At 46.4% G+C, this 18685-nt stretch carries 15 protein-coding genes and 1 pseudogene; 6 read left to right on the forward strand and 10 right to left on the reverse strand.

Annotated features, from left to right (window positions below):
* From ACYVGR_RS27695 to ACYVGR_RS27705, 3 genes and pseudogenes are all read left to right on the forward strand, one after another.
* Window positions 1–246 (forward strand): annotated as a pseudogene (locus ACYVGR_RS27695) (carboxypeptidase-like regulatory domain-containing protein); the annotation flags it as partial.
* A gap of 18 nt (window positions 247–264) precedes the next feature.
* Window positions 265–1551 carry a DUF4833 domain-containing protein gene (locus ACYVGR_RS27700; RefSeq protein WP_460962933.1) on the forward strand — a complete coding sequence of 429 codons (1287 nt, stop codon included), beginning with the start codon at window positions 265–267 and terminating at the stop codon, window positions 1549–1551.
* 35 nt (window positions 1552–1586) lie between these two features.
* Window positions 1587–2522: a phosphatase PAP2 family protein gene (locus tag ACYVGR_RS27705; protein WP_460962935.1), complete on the forward strand. Its 936-nt coding sequence runs from the start codon at window positions 1587–1589 to the stop codon at window positions 2520–2522.
* Window positions 2523–2810: 288 nt separating this feature from the next.
* Here the strand turns inward: ACYVGR_RS27705 and ACYVGR_RS27710 are convergent, their stop codons facing one another.
* Window positions 2811–3344, reverse strand: coding sequence for a YceI family protein (locus ACYVGR_RS27710; protein WP_460962937.1), 534 nt, complete (start codon window positions 3342–3344; stop codon window positions 2811–2813).
* 204 nt (window positions 3345–3548) lie between these two features.
* Between ACYVGR_RS27710 and ACYVGR_RS27715 the strand changes: the two genes are divergently transcribed.
* The gene (locus ACYVGR_RS27715) at window positions 3549–4073 is read left to right on the forward strand and encodes a DUF4269 domain-containing protein (RefSeq protein WP_460962939.1); all 525 of its coding nucleotides are present in this window, start codon (window positions 3549–3551) and stop codon (window positions 4071–4073) included.
* A gap of 97 nt (window positions 4074–4170) precedes the next feature.
* Here the strand turns inward: ACYVGR_RS27715 and ACYVGR_RS27720 are convergent, their stop codons facing one another.
* The 8 genes from ACYVGR_RS27720 to ACYVGR_RS27755 all read right to left on the reverse strand — a co-directional run bounded on the left by ACYVGR_RS27720 (window position 4171) and on the right by ACYVGR_RS27755 (window position 14827).
* On the reverse strand, window positions 4171–6342 hold the full coding sequence (locus ACYVGR_RS27720) for a plastocyanin/azurin family copper-binding protein (RefSeq protein ID WP_460962941.1): 2172 nt from the start codon (window positions 6340–6342) through the stop codon (window positions 4171–4173).
* A gap of 24 nt (window positions 6343–6366) precedes the next feature.
* Window positions 6367–8247: a family 16 glycoside hydrolase gene (locus ACYVGR_RS27725; protein ID WP_460962943.1), complete on the reverse strand. Its 1881-nt coding sequence runs from the start codon at window positions 8245–8247 to the stop codon at window positions 6367–6369.
* Window positions 8248–8384: 137 nt separating this feature from the next.
* Window positions 8385–9341 (reverse strand): transketolase family protein, encoded by a 957-nt coding sequence (locus tag ACYVGR_RS27730; RefSeq protein ID WP_182459746.1) that lies wholly within the window; start codon window positions 9339–9341, stop codon window positions 8385–8387.
* 10 nt (window positions 9342–9351) lie between these two features.
* Window positions 9352–10209: a transketolase gene (locus ACYVGR_RS27735; RefSeq protein ID WP_460962945.1), complete on the reverse strand. Its 858-nt coding sequence runs from the start codon at window positions 10207–10209 to the stop codon at window positions 9352–9354.
* 85 nt (window positions 10210–10294) lie between these two features.
* Window positions 10295–11626 carry a xylose isomerase gene (gene xylA, locus ACYVGR_RS27740; RefSeq protein ID WP_460962947.1) on the reverse strand — a complete coding sequence of 444 codons (1332 nt, stop codon included), beginning with the start codon at window positions 11624–11626 and terminating at the stop codon, window positions 10295–10297.
* 11 nt (window positions 11627–11637) lie between these two features.
* Window positions 11638–13137 carry a xylulokinase gene (locus ACYVGR_RS27745; RefSeq protein ID WP_460962949.1) on the reverse strand — a complete coding sequence of 500 codons (1500 nt, stop codon included), beginning with the start codon at window positions 13135–13137 and terminating at the stop codon, window positions 11638–11640.
* Between the two features lie 278 nt (window positions 13138–13415).
* Entirely contained in the window at window positions 13416–14117 is a 702-nt protein-coding gene (locus tag ACYVGR_RS27750; protein WP_460962951.1) for an NUDIX hydrolase, read from the reverse strand.
* A 41-nt stretch (window positions 14118–14158) separates the two neighbouring features.
* Window positions 14159–14827, reverse strand: a complete 669-nt coding sequence (locus ACYVGR_RS27755) for a TetR/AcrR family transcriptional regulator (protein ID WP_460962953.1) — start codon at window positions 14825–14827, stop codon at window positions 14159–14161.
* A gap of 362 nt (window positions 14828–15189) precedes the next feature.
* Here ACYVGR_RS27755 and ACYVGR_RS27760 point away from each other — a divergent pair, with 362 nt between their 5' ends.
* On the forward strand, window positions 15190–16410 hold the full coding sequence (locus ACYVGR_RS27760) for a hypothetical protein (RefSeq protein ID WP_460962955.1): 1221 nt from the start codon (window positions 15190–15192) through the stop codon (window positions 16408–16410).
* A gap of 14 nt (window positions 16411–16424) precedes the next feature.
* Window positions 16425–17678 carry a hypothetical protein gene (locus ACYVGR_RS27765; protein ID WP_460962957.1) on the forward strand — a complete coding sequence of 418 codons (1254 nt, stop codon included), beginning with the start codon at window positions 16425–16427 and terminating at the stop codon, window positions 17676–17678.
* A 6-nt stretch (window positions 17679–17684) separates the two neighbouring features.
* On the opposite strand, the gene ACYVGR_RS27770 is transcribed toward ACYVGR_RS27765, so the two are convergent.
* The coding region (locus ACYVGR_RS27770) for a hypothetical protein (RefSeq protein WP_460962959.1) at window positions 17685–18685 on the reverse strand (1001 nt) is incomplete at its 5' end.

Raw genomic sequence — 18685 nt, forward strand, 5'->3', positions numbered from 1 at the left:
CTGTATGGTGGCTTGCGTAGCCAGAATGACCCACAACAGAACCCATCTCTATACCAATTCCCGCTCGATGCTTTAGGAACTCCCTATACCTATACATTAACGAAAACACCTTATATCGAAGCCAGTGCAGGGGTTGCCAATGTACTGAAGTTTTTCCGCATCGATCTGGTTAAACGACTCAATTATTTAGATCACCCAAACGTGTCGCAATGGGGTATTCGCGCCCGTGCTACGTTTGACTTTTAACACAATACGCCTACAACTATGGAACAGGCACTCACGTTCAGAACGAAAATCCAATTAGGAATTTATACGGTCATCAATCCTTTCGTTAGATTGTTGATTCGACTCGGCCTAACGCCGAATATGGTCACAACCATTGGCCTTGTCTTAAATATTGGGGTAGCAGCAATCTTCATTCTTGGTGCCCAGCAAGGCAACCGGGGTGATTTAAGCTATGTTGGCTGGGCGGGCGCGCTGGTACTTTTTGCCGGTTTGTTTGACATGCTGGACGGTCAGGTAGCACGGCTTGGTAAGATGAGTTCGCTATCGGGTGCACTCTTCGATTCGGTGCTGGACCGGTACAGCGAGTTGATTATGTTTCTGGGTATCTGTTATTACCTCATTGCCCATCACTACTTTTTTGGCTCATTATTTGCCTTTATTGCGCTGATTGGCTCCATGATGGTTAGCTATACCCGCGCCCGCGCTGAAGGGTTAGGTATTGAGAGTAAAGGCGGATTGATGCAGCGTCCTGAACGAGTAATTACCATTGGGGTATCGGCGCTGGCCTGTGGTTGTCTGGCAACTGTCATTGGCCCGGACTTTAAGCTCTACGTGCCGGGCATCCCTGTACATATCTTTGAAACCATGTCTATTTTCACCTTACCCTTAACGGTAATGGCAGTTATGACCAACATCACGGCTTATAATCGACTGATGGATGCAAAAAAAGCGCTTGATCAGAAAGAGAAAGCGGCATCGCGGCCAGCCGCACTGGTTATGGCTTTTCTAATGCTGACTACTTCCCTAGGGCAGCCAGTTACCGCAAAGGGAGTTCCCGACAAGCCTCAACAGAATAAAGTAGTCACGAGCTTTCCGGTCCCTCAAAATGTACCGAATCAGTTATTTTACCTCCAGCGCGACCCAAATACGAACACGATTATTTGCGCCTTGAATCTAAAAAATGGGAAGTTGGATAAAGACGATCCAGTGCATGTTTTTTGGATTCGCTATACCGAAGAAAGCCAGAAGCAGGAGCTTTCTTACATTCAGCGCACGTTTGCCTATGGTATCAAGGCCAAGCCGTTGTCAAACGAAGAGTATGAATTGAACTTCGTATCCTACAAAAAATTCCCATTGCATCTGGTAAAATCAGAGCGAGATGGCTACCAGGTGTATGCTACGGTGAATCAGAAAAAGGTAATTCTAAAACGCCTTTACCTGCATATTGAAGGCGGTACATTCTGGGCACCCAATGTAAAATACATTCAGGTAGAAGGCATAAACGTGTCTACTGGTGAGAATACAGTCGAACGCATTATGGTCTAAACGGAAGCTGCCTCCATCGGTAATTCCTCATTGACATGACATCTGACTCCTCACTTGTTGCGCCGTCGCTTCCCAGGCAGATTATGACCCTAAGTGCACTTTCGCTGGGTTATCTTCTATTATCGTTTGTGCTAGTCGGTTTTAAATCAGACCAGTTATTTCTGATTGGGTTGGTAAATGGCTTGTATTTTGCCTCAAATCAGAGCCGTAAATTTGTGCTCGGCTTTTCGATTTTTATTGTGTACTGGATCGTTTTCGATTACATGAAAGCGTTTCCGAACTATCGATACAATTCCGTACACATTGAGTCGCTCTATCTGTTGGAAAAAAAGCTGTTTGGGATTCCTTACGACTCATCGATTCTGACACCGAATGAATATTGGCTAGCTCATCGAACAACCTTGCTCAATGTGCTGACGGGCATATTCTATTTAACCTGGGTTCCGATTCCACTTGCCTTTGCGACCTATCTTTTTTTCAAAAATCGGCCAGCGTTTTTTCCTTTCGCGTTGACGTTTGTACTGGTTAATCTGCTAGGTTTTGTTATTTATTACCTGTACCCGGCGGCACCACCGTGGTATGTACAAGTGCATGGATTTGTATTTGAACCCAACACATTGGGTAATACCGCTGGCTTAGCCAATTTCGATCAGTATTTCGGAGTATCGATATTTAGTGGCATCTACGCCAAAAGTTCGAATGTGTTTGCCGCCATGCCTTCGCTCCACTCATCTTATCCAGTAATTGTTTTATACTACGGACTGAAGAACCGACTAGGATTGATCAACCTGTTTTTTGCTGTGGTGATGGTGGGCATCTGGTTTTCGGCAATCTATACAAGCCACCACTATACGCTGGACGTGCTAGCTGGAGTCACCTGCGCCATTACAGGCATCACACTTTTTAATGCAATGTCAAAAACAAACTGGCTGCACTCGTTTACAAAACGATTGATTGCACTGACAGCCTAATCAGTACTAGTCTCGTCCAATTTAGCTTCTATAGATTCTCGGGGCCGCCCGCGCGGTTGATTCTATCGTTTCTGATTATCAACACAATAGCAATCGAAAGGATCTATAGTAACAGTTAGAATCTATTTTGTCAAAGCACTTGTTAAGCCTATCAATCTACTCAAGGCTATAAAAAAAACTCCGACCATTTGTGTCGGAGTTTTTTTTATAGTGAGCCTGTTTAAATTTTTCGAATTTCGTTAAAATGGAATGACAAAACAGCCTAGATTTTTCTATAAAGGAAGAAGCTTAAGCTGGTCTTCCTAACTGGATATTAGCGATAATTTTAATGTTCTCGCCCAAAGCAAGGCCACCTGTTTCGGTTAGCGCATTGAAGGTTACGTTAAACTCTTTGCGGTCAATTGTACCGGTTACCTCAAACCCAACTTTGATATTACCCCAGGCATCTTTCTCGGTACCGCCATATTCGGCCTCGAACTCTACTTCTTTCGTAATGCCTTTGATAGTGAGATTACCGATTAGTTTATACAGGTCTCCTTTGATCTTCTTAAACGAAGTCGATACAAATGTGAACTGAGGGTAGGTTTCGGCTTCAAAAAAATCAGCATTCCGTAGGTGCTCGTCGCGACCAGGCTGGCCAGTATCTACGCTATTAACATCGACCGAAAATTGGATGTCGGCATCCTCAAACTGGTCGCCATTGGTAATGGCCTGACCACTAAACGACTTGAAAAAACCCGTGACCGTTGATATAACAAGGTGTTTAACCTTGAATTGTACTTCTGAATGTAGATTATCTACAGTCCATATTGTTTGTGACATACCCGTTGATCATTAAATTTAAAATTGATAAAGCCTTTATAAGGAAATCGCAGAGAATACACCTTGTCTGGCCCACAAATGTATTTCCTAGTAGTCTCTTAAAGGATACTGCTATCCCAAAGGAAACCGGTATCCTTCAGTATACTATCAGCCTTATTGTAATTCATTTAGGCCCATTCTTTACTAAAGCGGTTTTAGGCAAGCATGAATTTTGACACAATCGAGTACCTGCAAGAAGGCACACAAAGACAACGAGAAGCGTATCGGGTATTGACCGAACATCGGGTTCTATCAAAGCTGGAGCTGTTTGCGCCTATCTTAGTTGGCACCATTCCAATCAATATCGATATTGACACCAGCGATCTCGACATTATCTGCCATTGGACCCATAACCAATTATTTACTACGGTGGTAATTGATGCTTTTGGTGGCGAAAAAGGATTTAGCCTCCGAAAATCTTTCGTTTCGGAACACGAGGTGGTTGTCGCTAATTTTGAGATTGGTGGCTTTGAGATTGAGATTTTCGGCCAGAATATGCCTACCAAACAACAAATGGCTTACCGGCACATGCTGATCGAATATCAGCTTTTAACAGAACGTGGCGAAATGTTTCGGCAGGAAGTTATTGCGCTCAAACAAAAAGGCCATAAAACGGAGCCCGCTTTCGGGATATTACTCGGCCTTCAGGGAAATCCGTATGTTGAGTTATTGGCTTATGAGAAGAAGTGACCAATCCGGTCCAACTCATACACAACAAAAAGCGCATAGCTCTCTTGAAAGGGAACTGTGCGCTTTTTTTATTAACCAGTCGTAAACGGGCAAAAACCTATTTGGTTACCTTCATTGTACCCTGCATTACATAAAAATGGCCGGGTACCGAACATTCGTAGGTGTAATCGCCAGGTTTTTCGGGCGCAATAAAATAAATACTCTCGTTGGTATTCGGTTGAAGCAGGTTAGTGTGATGCAGTACTTTGTCGGTTAAGGGAATATAATTTTTCTCCTGCCCCTCCAGTCCTAACTTCATGGCCAGTTCACCTACCTGCACCGCCGAACCGGGTTGCACAACTACGAAATTATGGAGCATATCGTCCTCATTGTTAAAGATAACACGCACTTTACTCCCCGCTTTAACCTGAAACTGCTCCGGCGAAAACTTCAACCCAGGTTTCGTTCCCATCGTGATCGTATAATCAGGTTCTCCCCAGCCCGCAGGCAGTTCGGTTACGCGCTTGGCGGCAGTACTGGTTGCTATTTTAGCCGAACCTGATTTCGCAGTTGTTGCCTTTGTTTTGGCAGTCGTCTTTTTTGTAGTTACAGGAGGAGTCGAAGCGGCCGAAGCCATCTCCATTTCCGCGTGATTGTGCTTGGGAGTTGGAGCGGTAATGGTCAGTTTTTCGCCATCGGGCAGGTTGTTCAGGGTGTAGTAACCCGTTGTATGTAGTAATGCCCGACCCGTTTCTGAACGAACTCCGCTGGCCGTGATTTCATGGATATAACCTAGTCGCAGACTATCGACCACTAACCGCGCTTTCAATCCATCTTTCGATACAACAATGCCCCGAATAGGACACCCAGCCCGATTAATAACCGGACTTCCATAGGTTGCATGGTACTTATAGTTGAACCCGGTCACTTTATAAGAAGCCGGATCATTCGCCAGTTCGGGGTCGACCGGCGTTGTAAACTCGATTTCGAAGCCATCGGGCATGGCGTGGATAGTCTTCATTTCAAACGGCATTCGCCCTGTCCAGACCACACGCTGCAAGCTATACAACTCTTTTCCCGTCGACGACCATCCCCGGCTGGTCATACCTACGAACATAGACGCATCGTGCCCCCATACCATCCGCAGTACCCCCGACGAGAAACCTTCCCGGAACGGAAAAACAACGCCCTGATACTCGCCTTTCACTTTTTCGAAATCAACCCGCGAAAGGATGCTTTGTCCTTGATCGCCGACGAAGACCTGATTCGGGAAAGGACCGAATTTACCGTTCGTATTGTCAGATAGGAACCCAGATGTGGATATACCCAGAATACCGTGCGGCAACCAGACCGCAGGCGCTTTCAGAGCAGGCACCCGTTTAGCTACATCGTAGAGTGGTTCGCCTGTGTTAGGCACTTCGTCTGGCTTTAATTTTAGCGGTGAGCCGGGTAAGTCAGTCCAGCGAAGGCTTTCGGCATTGCCTAGGAAATCTCCTTTCTCAACCCGCGAAATCCGACCAGATCCAACCCAGTCACCCTGGTTTTCGGTGTAAAAGAAATCACCGGCAGCATTCATACCATAGCCCGCAGGCGAGCGCATACCAGCCGCAAAAGGCATCATTTTACCATCGGGCGTAATCTCCAGGGTCCAGCCACGCCAGGGAGCCAGACTCACGCCATGACCCAGGCTATTACTCCAGCCTACGTTTAGGGTAACCAGCATATTGCCATTCGGCAAAAAGGTTGGCCCGTAGGAATATTCGTGATAGTTGCCCGAAAGCGGCCACGAATAGATTTTGTCGTACGAATCAGCGCGCCCGTCGCCATCCGAATCGCGCAGGCGGGTTACTTCACTGCGTTGGGTAACGTAGATATCGCCATCCTTATAAGCCAATCCTAACGGTTCATGCAAACCGAAAGCAAACCGCTTGTACGTTGGCCGATCACTACCGCTTATATACGGATTAGAAACCAACCAGACTTCGCCCCGACGTGTACAGATCGCCAATCCACCGTCGGGCAGCGTGGCCATGCCCCCTACTTCCAGAATGACATCTTCCGGAACAGACAGCGAAATCAATTTATAAAAATCATCCTCTTTTTCGGGATCGGCTTCTACTTTGGCAAGTCCCTTAGGTGCCGGGGCCGGTTGCTTACTGCTGGAGCTAACAGGCTGCCCGGTTTTGGATTGAATCTGGGCAAACCCACGTTGGCTGGTCAGGCAGGAAAGACCGGCAACAACCAGCGCAGCAATAGGCAGATGGCTTAGGGTATGATTAAATAGCTTCATAGTGCTTTCAGAAAAATAGCCTCTTTACCAGACAATTGAATACGTAACAGTACCAGCACCATTCACGGCTTTTACCGGCAACAATAATTCTTTCGTGTTTTGGGCTGAGGTTCGGATAACCGGTTTTTCCTTGCCCGTCAGCTCAATGAAATATTGTTTGTCATTGATCGCATACAATCCATTGGGCAGTTCAACAATATCCCGTCCTTCGGCCACCCGACACCAGATGTCTTGTGTGGCAGGGGTAACCGTAAATGAGTGCGACAGTTTCCGTCCCTCGTTGGCCGAAGCAAATGACTCCCGAACCGAAGCCGTACCCAGCGTATACTTAAAAACCGGACGACCCGCTTTGTCTACATCGTAACCCAGGTTGTTGTAATTCGTGCTGGAGTCGGGCCAGGCGGCATTTTGATTGGCTAGAAAAGCCAGTGACGGTTTGCCCGACCGTTCGATAACACTGCCGAGCGGCACCGATAACTGTGTTTCACCCCGGCCATACCACATCGGTGTTGTTTCTAGAAAATCGCCCCGCCAGAATTGCAGAAATTCACCTTTACGCAGATCAACTGTGTAGTTAACCAAATCGGACTCACCCACCGATATGGTGTGTGTATGTTTAATTCCCTGGTGGTTCACAAAGCCGCGCTGCATAACGGGTTCGCTTTTAGCCAGTACAGTAATCTCGTTAACCGGATTTTCAGCCTGGATAACTGGGTTCAGCGTGGTGTAGGGAACACCTGGGCCTTCGAGCGACAGGAGAATATCGTTGCTTCGAGCGTACCACTGGCCGAAGTTCTTGTAGTATGATAGTTCAATCGGATGATCACCCGCCGAAAGGTTTATTTTCGTCGACACGAATCCACCATCTTCCGTTGTAACACCAACCACTTTTTTACCCCCGATTTTCAGTTCACCCGCTCCGTTGCGAACCTTAACATTTACCTCCGCCGGAATCCAGCGCAGGTTCAGGTTGAGCAGGTACTCGCCCGTGTGTGGGATATGAAGCGTACCGGTGATTTTACCCGCAAAATTATCCCGGCTTCCGGGAGCCAAATGCGCCAGTACATCAATCGGCATTTCTCGTTTGGGCGTGAGTGTGTTTAATTCATCGACCGATTGGAATTTACCATCGTAGGCCTTTAACTGAAGATTTGTTAACGTAACGGGTTCAGTGCCATAGGCTTTGTAACGGATATTTCGAACAGATACCGGACCATGATCGCCCTGAATCATCAATGGGCCTGTAGGCTTTTCATCCTGAAAGGCAGCCGATCGGGTGGGGCCAGTTACCTCTGTATTTTGGTGAACAGTCACGCCATTCAGGATCACTTTCACAAAGCGGGCATTGGCCACTTTTTCGCCCTTTTCGTTGAAACGAGGAGCAAGGAAACTAATTTTCAGATGCTGCCACAAACCGGGGGCCCGACTCACATTTTGTGCGGGTGGGTGGCCTTCGTATCCTTTCCGGCCTTCGGGTCGGTTGTCGTCCCAGCGTTCATAGATGGCTCCACAATCCAACGATCTAGGCTCTTTAACGCCCCAACTATCGAACAGTTGTATTTCATAGCGACTCTGAAGATAAATACCGGAATTGGAACCTTTCTCCATCATGAAATCCAGTTCCAGATCAATATCGCCATGTTCCATTTTGGTGAACAAGTGCTCTTTGCTCTTACCCGATAAATCGTTGGCAAGAATACCACTTCCAGCTTTCAGGCTTGCTGCACCACTTTTATTAAAATCGTAAAAAACGTCACTAACTAATTTCCAGTTAGCTCCGGTTGGCTTAAAGTCATTCAGGGTTTGAAGGTTAATTACCGTATATGGTAATTCGTTTTGCTGGGCCTTTACGCTACTTATCGTAACGAGTAAAAGCAACAGATTAAACCAACGTTTATGCTGCATTATTACCACAGTTAATAGATTGATGTTCAAGGCTTACAGCTATATTTTCAATTAGATCAGGCGGTTGTTACTATCGGACTACTTAAACCTATAAGGTCTTGGAGACCCTATAGGTTTGTAATCATATTGAGCAGGCTTTATTTTTTTCGCTGAATTACCGCTAACGCTTTCGCCACGATCGACGCAGCCGTCAGGCCGTATTTTTCCATCAACTGATCGGGCGTTCCGCTTTCGCCAAATGAGTCGTTGACGGCCACCATCTCCAACGGCGCCGGATGGTTCAATGCCAATACCTGCGCAACACTATCACCAAGTCCACCATTCATTTGATGCTCTTCGGCAGTTACGGCGCAACCGGTTTTGTAAACTGACTTCAGAATCGCTTCCTTGTCGAGCGGCTTAATGGTGTGAATGTTGATAATTTCGGCATCGACACCCTGTTCAGCCAGAATTTTACCCGCTTCCAAGGCTTGCCAAACCAGATGCCCCGTAGCAAAAATGGATACATGGGCGCCTTCGTTAAGCAAAATCGCTTTACCAATCTCAAATGGCTGATCGGCGGGGGTAAAATTGGGAACCACCGGACGACCAAACCGCAAATAAACCGGCCCTTCGTAGTCGGCAATGGCAATGGTAGCGGCTTTGGTCTGATTGAAATCGCAGGGATTAATCACTGTCATACCGGGCAATGATTTCATCATGCCAATGTCTTCCAGAACCTGGTGCGTCGCTCCATCTTCACCCAATGTCAATCCCGCATGCGATACGCAGATTTTGACATTCTTGTTCGAATAGGCTACCGCCTGACGAATCTGATCATACACCCGGCTCGATCCGAAGTTGGCAAACGTGGTTGCAAACGGAATAAGACCATTTAACGTTAAGCCAGCCGCAACGCCAATCATGTTCGCTTCGGCAATACCGCACTGAATAAATCGATCCGGATTCTCTTTGATAAACGTATCCAGTTTCAGCGAGGCAACTAAATCAGCGCATAAGGCCACTACGTCTGGATTCGAACGGCCCAATTCGGCCATACCCGCCCCAAAACCAGAGCGCGTATCTTTCTTTTCGGAAAATGTGTAGGTTTTCATGGTGTTTGATTTAGTAGTCGCCCAGAGTTTCGTCTAATTGCGCTAAAGCCGCTGCTAACTGTTCATTGTTAGGAGCCGTTCCGTGCCATTTGTGCGTGTGCATCATGAAGTCGACGCCCTGCCCCATTTCCGTTTTCATGATGATACAAACCGGAGACCCTTTGCCACTAGCTTTTTTAGCAGCGGCTAGCGTAGTCAACACGTCATCCATGTTGTTGCCATCCATATGGAGTACGGTCCAGCCAAAGACTTCATATTTTGCGCCCAGATCGCGGTTGTTTAACACCACGTCCGTTGGCCCATCAATCTGCTGTCCGTTGAAATCAACAATAGCAATCAGGTTATCAAGCTTTCGGTGAGGAATGAAAGCAGCCGCTTCCCAAATTTGCCCCTCCTGTTGTTCGCCATCGCCCATCAGGCAATACACCAGATTTGGGTCTTTCCGGATTTTTTTACCGTAGGCTGCTCCGGCAGCCGCCGATAGTCCTTGTCCCAGCGAACCGGAAGCAATACGAATACCGGGCAGGTGTTCTGCCGTTGCTGGATGTCCTTGCAGACGAGAATCTAGCTTCCGAAACGTAGCCAGTTCACTCACGGGGAAATAACCACGGCGAGCCAGCACCGAATACAACACTGGCGAAATATGCCCGTTCGACAGAAAGAACATATCTTCTCCGGTGCCGCTCATGTCGAACACCACCGAGCCAGATTCATCCTTTTTTAGATTCATTGCCCCAAAATAAAGGCCCACCAATAAATCGGTGCAGCCTAGTGAACCGCCTGGGTGCCCAGACGCCACGCCATGTACCATCCGGACAATGTCCCGTCGTACCTGCGAGGCAACTTTAGTTAATTCATTCGTTATCATGCGTTTATTTTTTAGGTAGTGTTACCCTCACCCCGGCCCCTCTCCCAAAATGGGAGAGGGGCCGGGGTGAGGGTAATCGATAGTATTAGATATACTGATTAATAATACTTTCCAGCCACTCCTGTTTGCCACTGCGAAGTTGTGGCTCACCATTTTCCAGCGTGTAGGTACGCAGGTCTTCCAGAGTTAGCTTACCTTCTTCAAAGGCTTTACCCTGACCGCCGTCAAACGATGCATAACGATCTTTGCGGAACTTGAGATAATCAGAATCCTGTAGGATAGCATCAGCCACGATAAACGAACGGGCAAATGCGTCCATACCGCTAATATGAGCCACAAACAGGTCTTCCAGATCGGTCGAGTTTCGACGAACTTTCGCATCGAAATTGATACCACCGGGTTTGATACCACCCGCCTGATGAATTACCAGTGCGGCCTCTACTAATTCATAGAGATTGATTGGGAACTGATCGGTATCCCATCCATTTTGATAATCACCCCGGTTGGCATCGATGCTCCCTAACATGCCCGCATCGGCAGCCACCTGCAATTCATGATCGAATGTATGGCCAGCTAGGGTTGCGTGGTTAACCTCGATGTTCAATTGAAAATCCTTATCCAGACCATACTGACGCAGGAAGCCGATAACCGTAGCGGCATCGTAGTCGTACTGGTGTTTGGTAGGCTCCATTGGTTTTGGCTCGATGAAGAACGTGCCTTTAAAACCTTGCTTCCGGGCGTAATCGCGGGCAATCGTCAGGAACTGAGCCAGGTGTTCAACCTCCCGCTTCATGTTGGTGTTCAGCAGCGACATATAACCTTCGCGGCCGCCCCAGAATACGTAGTTCTCTCCGCCTAACGCAATAGTCGCATCAATGGCATTTTTGACCTGTGTTCCGGCATAAGCCAATACCGCAAAATCTGGATTCGTTGAAGCCCCATTCATATAACGAGGGTTCGAGAACACATTAGCGGTACCCCACAGGAGTTTCACACCACTTTCTTTCTGTTTTTGCTGGCCATACTCCACAATGGCCTGCAGCCGTTTTTCGTAATCACTGGCCGACGGACCTTCATCGACCAGATCAATATCATGGAAGCAATAATAAGGCGCTCCGATTTTCGTGATAAACTCGAAAGCCGCGTCCATTTTCAGTTTTGCCCGAACGTTGGCATCGTTGTCCTGATCCCAGGGGAAAACGCGGGTTCCGGGGCCGAAGGGGTCACCACCGGTTCCACAGAAGGTATGCCAGTAACTAATGGCAAAACGGAGTTGCTCACGCAGCGTTTTTCCGCCTACGACCAATTCAGGATTGTACCATTTAAACGCTAATGGATTTTTGGATTTAGGGCCTTCATAGGCGATGGCGCCAATACCTTTAAAGTATTCCTGATCGCCTAGTGTAATCGTTGACATAGTTGACTTAATTAATACGCGTTAGTAAATTCAGTTAATTGTAATTGTGAATGCCATCGGTCGAATGCGTCCGCATAGACCGTCTGAAGTTGAGGTTGCGGCTCGGTTAGACTAACCCGTTCCAGCGAAGCAAAAGCCTCATCGAACGTCGCGTAAACACCAGCGCCAATGCCCGCACCCCGAGCGGCTCCCTGCGCACCGTCGGTATTATACAATTCCAGTGTGGCTCCTGTCGTATTGACAAATGCCTCCCGGAATACTGGACTCAGAAACATATTTGCCTGCCCCGCCCGAACAACCTGAGCCGTTACCCCCACCGACTCCATGATGTGTAAGCCCATAGTCAGGGCAAAAACGATACCTTCCTGTGCCGCGCGCAGTACATGCTCAATCTGGTGGGTTGTTAAGCTTAAGTTTTTCAGGTTGGCGCCGGGATTCTTATTGCCCAGAATGCGCTCGGCACCATTACCAAAGGGATAAAACAGAAGATTGGCTGCTCCAATCGGAGCCTGTGCCGCCAGTTGATTAAGTGCTTCATAGGGCAAATTCCCGACCAAACGACGCAACCAGCTATTGAGAATACCCGTTCCATTTACACAGGCCAACACGCCTAAATGCGGGTCTGTTGGCTGACTATTCACGTGAACGAATGTGTTTATACGTCCCTCTCGATCAAATGATGTTTCCTGGGTAATGCCATAAATGACCCCAGATGTGCCAGCAGTTGCGGCTACTTCGCCAGCCCGAAGCACATTCAATGAAAAAGCATTGTTCGGCTGATCGCCCGCTCGGTACGTGATTGGCGTGCCCGCCTTCAGTCCCAACAGACTCGCTGCCTGAGAACTTACGCTCGACTGAACCCCAAAAGTTGGTACAACATCTGAAATGAGTGACGCATCAATACCGAAATAATCGAGCAGATGAGTGGCTAGTTGATTTTCTTTGAAATCCCATAAGATGCCTTCCGATAAACCCGAAGCCGTCGTTTGCGCTTCGCCCGAAAGCCGAAGCGCGATGTAGTCGCCGGGGAGCATGATCTTGTGGATTTTCGCATATACATCAGGCTCATGTTCTTTTACCCATTTGAGCTTCGATGCGGTGAAATTACCCGGTGAGTTCAGCAAATCACCCAAACAATAGGTTTCTCCCAGATCGCGAAGAGCCTGCTGACCAATCGAAACCGCACGACTATCGCACCAGATAATGGCTGGCCGCAGTACCTCAAAGTTCTTATCAACCACAACCAGACCGTGCATCTGATAAGCGATACCGATTGCCAATACGTCGTCTCCAGCAAAGGAGTACACATTTTTCAGACGCTCAGTCGCTCGGATTACTTCCTGCCACCAATCTTCAGGGTTTTGCTCGCCCCAATCCGATTGGGGCGACAGAATTTTCATTTCCTGGTCAGGGCTAGTAGCAGAAGCCACTAATCGACCAGTCTGGGCATCTACCAATGCTGCTTTTACGGACGAGCTACCGATATCATACCCCAACAAGTAAGCTGCCATTCTTTTGTATTAATATAATGTATGTGTTATAGATAGCAGTCGATGAAGCCATAACACGTTACTAATGAACCTTTTGAGAAAATCAATCCGTCTGAAATAGAGACTAAAACAAGTATCAATATTCACAAAATCTATAAAGAGGCTTTTGCTACTTATTTTTAATGTAAAATTGACACTTATTTTTTTAATGTCAATATGACACTAATTATTTTTCGAATAAAAATTCAGATGAATGCCTAAAATTTCCCATTCGCTACAGTCGGGAATCGGGTTCGAGCCTAAAGCGCTAGTTCCGAGTTTGGGATGAAATTCAGGAAGGCATTGTTTATCTCCTGGTATTTGGTGGCATCTACCTGATAAAAGTAGGCCCCGCGTTTCGAGAAGCCTTTTTGCTTCTCGTCAAGTTTAATCAACAAATTCGTAGACAGAATTTTGCGACTAAAATTCCGTTTATCAAACTCCGTATTATAGATGGCGTCATACAATTTCTTGAGCTGAGGAATAGTGAATTTCTCGGGAAGCAGTTCGAAGCCTAAGGGATGTTGAGCCGCTTTGTAACGGAGTCGTTTAATAGCCAGATCGACCATATCACCATGATCGAACAGCAAGGGAGGGAGATCATAAATCGAAAACCAGCGGGCCTGAAATACTTCCGAAATTTTCGTCTCGTAGTCGGCTATTTTTACCAGTGAGAAATAAGCCACTGATATGGTTCGGACGATAGGGTCGCGGTGTGGGTCGCCAAACGCATACAACTGCTCCAGGTATACATTGGTTAAGCCAGTTAGATCAAATAAAATACGGGCAGCAGCCTGTTCTAGTCCTTCGTTGGGTTGAAGCCATCCCCCCATAAGCGACCAGGTTTTTTCCTCCACTCCTCGTTTGACAAGTAGTACTTTTAAGCTCTCGCCATCGAAACCAAATATGATTGAGTCTAAAGCTAATAGATAGGGGTTCTGCTGTTTGTATTGATCTAACATTCGCTATTGAATTAACATAACACGAAGGTAGTCAATAGTTGTTACCACTGGCCAACTACCATGGTAGCCGGTTTTGTTGTTATCTGGATTGTAGGCGAATCAATGGCCAGTTGATTCAGTGACTTATAAATCATTTTAACCGATTCTTCTATTCGTCGCCAGCCATTTTCACTTCGCAGATCCAGTCCAATAACGGGCCGATTAAGCTGTGCCTGTATAGTCAGGTATGATAAAGCACCGAAAATTATAGCCGACGTAGCCTGATGATCGCCCCCCTTTATAAAGGCAAGTTGATTGACCAGATTGGTTAACTCAGCATCCAAACTACTACTAATCGCTTCACCCAACGAATCGGCTTCTGTCACGCTGGCTTTCAGTAGTTCGCGGGCAGATCGAAATTGGCGAAACTGACGAAATAATTGTAAAGCTTGCCCCGACCAGATAGGCGCAAGATCGTGCGGCTCGGCAGGTTGAATTTGTTCTATCCAGGCAGGGGCATAATGGGGGACCAGCTGTCCACGTCGAATGTAATAGTCTAGTAAACCCTCAATACTGCCAAAATAACGATAGATAAGTACCTTACTGACAGAGGCTTTTTCGGCAATTGCATTAATTCCAATTCCCTTAATGCCCTCTTCGCCCAGAATTTGCTCTACGGCATCGACTATACGCTGGGTGGTAGCGGCTCGGTTGCGTTTATAAGTTTCCACAATTGACTTAAAAGTAGTAGTAAATTAACTAAGCAGACTAACTAATAGCCCTATATCCTTTTGTATAGTTAACGAAACTATACAAAAGGAAACTATAATACCGTATTTATTTACGAAACGGATATGAATTTAGATTTTCGTATACTTTATTTAAAATATTACAAATTAATAATAGGTAATTAGACCGAAGCTACTTTGGTAGGACCCTATAAGCAGGCCTGGCAGTAGGTGGTACGGGTTAAGAGTATTGTACAAACCGGATCAGGTATTAAGTAGATATCCTTGATAAAGCCGTTACAATCCAGCCATTATATCGTCTTAGTCATGCGGAATATTAGCAAAACCCACCCGTTCTATCGTTAATGACGAACACGTTTACAAAAAAATATCCCTATTGGGTAATTCTAGTTTTATTTCTGGGCAGTCTGTGTTTGCAATGTCGTACCAACGAAGTAGTGCCTACAGCCAATCCATTGCTTGCCATTGCGTTTGACAACATTTCTGTTTTAGCTAATTCGCGTGATTCAGTGACTCACGTGTGGACAATCAAGGTCCCTTATTTGACGAATCTGAAACAACTCAAGCCTACTCTAACACTGATTGATGGGGCTACTGTTGTTCCCAGGTCAGGTGACGTTCAGGATTTCTCAAAAATAGTATTATATACCGTAACTGAGCAGAGTGGAGCCAAAACAGTCTATCAAATAAACGTCCAACCGGAAAAACAGCCCATTCCCCAACTGACAGCCCTTTCCACCGATACATTGGAAGCAGGTGAATCACTTCGTTTAACGGGACATCATTTTGGCACCTTTGGCCTGGATACCCGCGTCGTTCTTACTAGCCCGGCTAATCAGACTACTGTATTAACCACAACCTTAGTTGACTCTACTCAAGCACAAGCCCAGTTGCCGTTTACAATGTTGCCTGGGCGATATCACGTGCAAATGTGGGTGCGTGATGTTCAATCAACTGATGCGATTTTCCTTCAGGTACGCTATCCCAGCCCTCAGCTCAAACAACTTGATCAACATCACCTTCGGGCTGGCGATACCTTGAGTGTTACGGGTCTTTACATTCAGCCTGCTACTTATCAATATGCCATGCAGGTGAGTCATGAGAGCCAGCATCGGCAGCTAAATGCTATATTGACTACGACAACTGGGCTCTCCGCAAAATTAGACCCCGACTTACCAGCAGGTCGCTATCGTATACAGCTCCTGAATCGTTCGGAAAACAAGTTAAGTCGGGATACTTCCTTTTCGGTTCAGGTATACGATCGCTCTAAACCGTTTATTACGGGCATCACTAACCCCAAAGCAAGCTATACTTCTGGAGAAACTATCTTCCTGAAAACAGCTAATTTCAGTACTATTACGGCTCGCTTTTATCAACTCCAGCTAACGGGTTCTACGCGCAGCTATACCGTAAATGGAATTTACGAGTCAACAAAGCAAACCTTACTGCTAACCCTCCCACCAACAGTACAAAAAGGAAACTATAGCCTATCGGCACGATTGTTGGACGCTACGGGTCAACTTGTTTATCCTTTTGACACGGATTTGCAACTGGTATTTCCTTAAAATAGACCAAGTCGATGATCGTACGAGTACTCATGTTCAGCCTCACGATGCTGATCGATATCGCCTTAGTAGATGCACAATCAACTAGCGCTACTAAGGCAGGCATTCACTTTTTAGCGGGCAGCTTTGCCTCGGCCCAGGCAGCCGCAAAAACAGCGCATAAACCCCTTTTTGTGGAAGTCTATTTAACGGGCTGTCCACACTGCGAAGCGCTGGCTCCTATATTGACTGAGAAACCAGTCGGTGATTTCTTTAACGCAAACTTTATTAGCTGGAAAATCGAGGCTAATGCGCCAGAGTCGTCAGCTCTTCAAAAAGCCAAAGACATCACCTACCCAGAGTTCCCTTTATTTCTCTTCTTTGATACCGATGGCAATTTACTTCATGTGGGTACGCCTGTTGAACAGACAGTCAAAACAGCGTTTATGGAGGAAGTTATTTCAGCAGGCCGTACGGCCCTTAACCCTACTCAACGTACATCGAGCTACCCAAGCCGGTTCGAAGCAGGTGATCGAGAGTTGGCTTTTTTAATCAATTATGGAAAATACTGTAAAGTCCGGAAGGATAACCAACGGCTCCACGAGATCAGCGATGCGCTAAGTAAAACACTACAATCACCCGATCAGATCAAGAGTCCTGTTGGTTTCTACTGTCTGCAACGATTGATTGATGATATTGACAATCCGACTGCCGTTTATTTCTTTTCTCACCTAAGCGAATTCACGGCTACACACCCGGTTAAAGATGTCAAAGAAACGGGGGAGGGCATCATTTTTCGTTCGTTATATGGTGCGAAGGGCGATCAGTACCCAGCTCAGAAAATTGTGCAGATGCGTGCCTACATGGTCGGCTTAGGAGTCCCTGCCAACGAAGCAGCAGCCAGAACATTGCTCAAAGAATTAGATGCTCACTTACGCGCTAACAATACCCAAGGTGCCGTGCAACGCTTCAACGAGTATCGCCGGGAGAATACGGCTATTGGCGTAGCTGACTATGCGTATCTGATGCACTATTTCAACGAGAAAGCGTTAGATAAAACCTATCTTTCTGAAATGCCAGCCTGGGCCGCTGATGGATTAAAAACGGTGAAACCTGACCAACAAAATACCAAACAAACGGCTGATATCTACTATGAGCTGGCAGTAGCCTATCAGAAATCAGGTCAAAAAGCCGAAGCGCTTGCCAATGCGCAAAAAGGCCTGGCAAGCGCTCAAAAGGCGAAAGTAGAGACTAAGCAGTATGAGGTGCAGATTAGTCAGTTAAAATAGGAGTTTTTATCTTGGTGGCATAACCGTATACGTAGTACGGCTACTGCCACACTCATTAGAACAGATAGCTTCATACTGCCCATAATCCGTTGCCTGGATATCAATATAGCTCGGATTACTGTTAGCAATTGTAGTCAATCGTCCATTTTCCATTCGAGTCCATTTGATACCCATTGTGCATCCATCTATGCTTTCTAGTTGTAAGCGAGTTGGTGAAGGATTAATCTTAAGTTTAGGAACATTATTCGAGATTTCCAGATCAGACCCAAGCGTCTTTCCGCCAAGCGTGCAATAAGCGGTATATTTTCCTGCGGTGTAAACCGTAATCGATAGGGCTATTTTTCCTGTACTCCAGGACACGGTACCGTTACAGTTTGTAACCGATAACGTAACTCCCGAATTCTTATTTTCACAAACAGTGGTTCCTAGAGAGGAGATCTCGGGCGTAACAGGTTCTTGGTTTGGCTTAGGAATCGTCACTGATTTACTAGCAGAAGTTGAGCACCCCTTTTGGAAATAATCACTATATGCCGTAACGGAGTAGGTAGCATCGGTTGATACAGTAATGCTGGCATCAGTTGCTCCAGTACTCCATTGATAACTTTTTACGCCTGATGCACTAGCTGTCAGAGTAGACTCTGATCCATTAATAGCCTCTTTAATAATTAGATTGGATGGTGAACTTCCCGATGATATATAAAAACTTGTTGTGCTTACATCTCTCGATCCTTTAGAACAAATGGCTGCATATTCGACATTTACGTTTACGTTACCAGTAACTTGATCCCCACCAGTTGCTCGTAAAATTCTTACAGTTCCACCGTCACAGCCCGAAAAACTGGGGGATGTCGATGACTCTCCGTTGCACAATAACGTTTTACCTGTATAGGTGAGTGTTTCCTTTGAGTCACTGATCACAGAGACCGTCCGACTAGCCTCCCCACTTCGACAATCTCCCTCCTTGCAGACAGCCTTATAGGTGGTAGTAGTGTTGGGGTATTGCTGCT

It is taken from the genome of Spirosoma litoris (genome assembly GCF_054776755.1).

Excerpts from the sequence above, each read along its gene's own strand:
- ACYVGR_RS27700 (WP_460962933.1), top strand. The coding sequence starts at position 265 with ATGGAACAGGCACTCACGTTCAGAACGAAAATCCAATTAGGAATTTAT.
- ACYVGR_RS27705 (WP_460962935.1), top strand. The coding sequence starts at position 1,587 with ATGACATCTGACTCCTCACTTGTTGCGCCGTCGCTTCCCAGGCAGATT.
- ACYVGR_RS27710 (WP_460962937.1), bottom strand. The coding sequence starts at position 3,344 with ATGTCACAAACAATATGGACTGTAGATAATCTACATTCAGAAGTACAA.
- ACYVGR_RS27715 (WP_460962939.1), top strand. The coding sequence starts at position 3,549 with ATGAATTTTGACACAATCGAGTACCTGCAAGAAGGCACACAAAGACAA.
- ACYVGR_RS27720 (WP_460962941.1), bottom strand. The coding sequence starts at position 6,342 with ATGAAGCTATTTAATCATACCCTAAGCCATCTGCCTATTGCTGCGCTG.
- ACYVGR_RS27725 (WP_460962943.1), bottom strand. The coding sequence starts at position 8,247 with ATGCAGCATAAACGTTGGTTTAATCTGTTGCTTTTACTCGTTACGATA.
- ACYVGR_RS27730 (WP_182459746.1), bottom strand. The coding sequence starts at position 9,341 with ATGAAAACCTACACATTTTCCGAAAAGAAAGATACGCGCTCTGGTTTT.
- ACYVGR_RS27735 (WP_460962945.1), bottom strand. The coding sequence starts at position 10,209 with ATGATAACGAATGAATTAACTAAAGTTGCCTCGCAGGTACGACGGGAC.
- xylA (WP_460962947.1), bottom strand. The coding sequence starts at position 11,626 with ATGTCAACGATTACACTAGGCGATCAGGAATACTTTAAAGGTATTGGC.
- ACYVGR_RS27745 (WP_460962949.1), bottom strand. The coding sequence starts at position 13,137 with ATGGCAGCTTACTTGTTGGGGTATGATATCGGTAGCTCGTCCGTAAAA.
- ACYVGR_RS27750 (WP_460962951.1), bottom strand. The coding sequence starts at position 14,117 with ATGTTAGATCAATACAAACAGCAGAACCCCTATCTATTAGCTTTAGAC.
- ACYVGR_RS27760 (WP_460962955.1), top strand. The coding sequence starts at position 15,190 with ATGACGAACACGTTTACAAAAAAATATCCCTATTGGGTAATTCTAGTT.
- ACYVGR_RS27765 (WP_460962957.1), top strand. The coding sequence starts at position 16,425 with ATGATCGTACGAGTACTCATGTTCAGCCTCACGATGCTGATCGATATC.